Genomic DNA, 1,568 nt, shown 5'->3' with positions numbered 1-1,568 from the left:
CCTGAATCTTGCAGCTCAAAGGCCGCTTGCACGTAACCTTGAGCAATCAAGATTTCGCTTTGTTGTAAAATCGCCCACAGTGCTTGATGGTAAACCTGATACTGGCGCGCCAATTTTTCGGTTTGCTGCATCATCGGCAACGCGCGGTCGAGTTTACCCAGTACGTGGTTCACTTCGCCTACGACTGAGGTCGCGACAATTCGGCTACGGTAAATAGTGTTGTCTAGTTGGCTGAGAGCCAGCTCCGCAAGTTCAAGCGCTTTCTCGGGTTGGTTGCTGTTAATCGCGACCTGAGCAAGCAGCGCGTTAGCTTGACCTTGGTAATGGATATCTAGCTCGATATTACGCTTTTTATGCTCTTCTTCGGCTTCTTCAAGCAATTGGCCAACTTGATTGTATCGGTGTTGGCTCTGCGCTAACCATGCACGTAACATCGTCAATTTAGGGTGGCTAAACAGCAGCTCTGCATCCAGCTTATTGATGGCATGCTCGAGTGTGCTTAACTCACCTTGGTTGAACATCTTCCAACCGAATTCATTCAAAATCTCAACGACTAAGTCTTTATCGTTGGACTTTTGCGCGTGATGAATGGCTTGGTGTGGCGATTTTTGTTGTAACCAAGCGACCGCAGCATTGCGGTGAAGATCTTTTTCTTGTTGAGGAATACGTGCTTGACGCTCGTGAGACAAGAACTCGCCAAACAAGTTGTGGAAGCGGAACCAGTTATGCTCGCCTTCAAGTGGGTAAATGAACAAGCCGTAACGGTTAAGCGATTCAATCAGACCCAGCGCGTCTTCGCGTTGAGTGAGGGCAAATACCAGTTCATCGTTAAAGTGATCCAGCACGGACACTTGCATCAAGAAGTGACGAGTTTCGTGATCGAGCAGGTCGAATACTTCTTCGACTAGGTAATCCCACAAATGCGCGTGATTGAACTGCGATACCGACTCGACGGTTTGCGCCAATGTGCGGTTTTGATGTTGGGCTTGCAGCGCGATCAACTGCATCGCAGATGGCCAACCTTCCACGTAGGTTCTTAGGCTGTTCGCCATGTCTTCATCAATGCCATCGGCAATGCGTTGGTTAAAGAAGCGGGTCGTTTCTTCAGTATCAAACGCCAACATTTCGTTGCCGATTTCGATCATTAAATCGCGCACACGCAAGTTTGCCGTGCCCAGAGGCGGCGCTGCACGGCTGGTGACGACAACCGTTAAGTTGTCTGGCATGTGCTTGAGGAAGAAACGCATGGATTCATGAATTTCATCATTGGTGATCAAGTGGTAGTCATCGAGTACCACGTAGCACTCTTGATGAAAATCTGCCATTTCGGCAAATACTTCGCTAAACAGGGAGCGTAAAGAGGAAATCTGGCGCTTTTCGGCCAGCTTTTGCGCGTTCGAGCAGCTGAAGTTGGTCGCTTTGTTCAGCGCTTGGAGTAAATAGTTGACGAAACGAAAGCCATCATTGTCACTGTCGTCAATGCTGTACCAACCGACGTTTGGCTTATCGGATAGCCACTGAGCGGCCATCGTTGTTTTTCCGTAACCTGCTGGAGAACGGAACAAAAC

1 protein-coding gene is annotated in these 1,568 nt (G+C 48.9%); it reads right to left on the bottom strand.

What is annotated here, in order from left to right; translation table 11 throughout:
• The coding region (gene malT, locus R7070_RS24935; RefSeq protein ID WP_318141363.1) for an HTH-type transcriptional regulator MalT at positions 1-1,568 on the bottom strand (1,568 nt) is incomplete at both ends.

It is taken from the genome of Vibrio sp. 1557 (assembly GCF_033340175.1).
Lineage (GTDB): Bacteria > Pseudomonadota > Gammaproteobacteria > Enterobacterales > Vibrionaceae > Vibrio > Vibrio alginolyticus.
The sequence above is the reverse complement of the archived record's forward strand: the minus strand, read 5'-3'. Positions and strand labels throughout refer to the sequence as shown.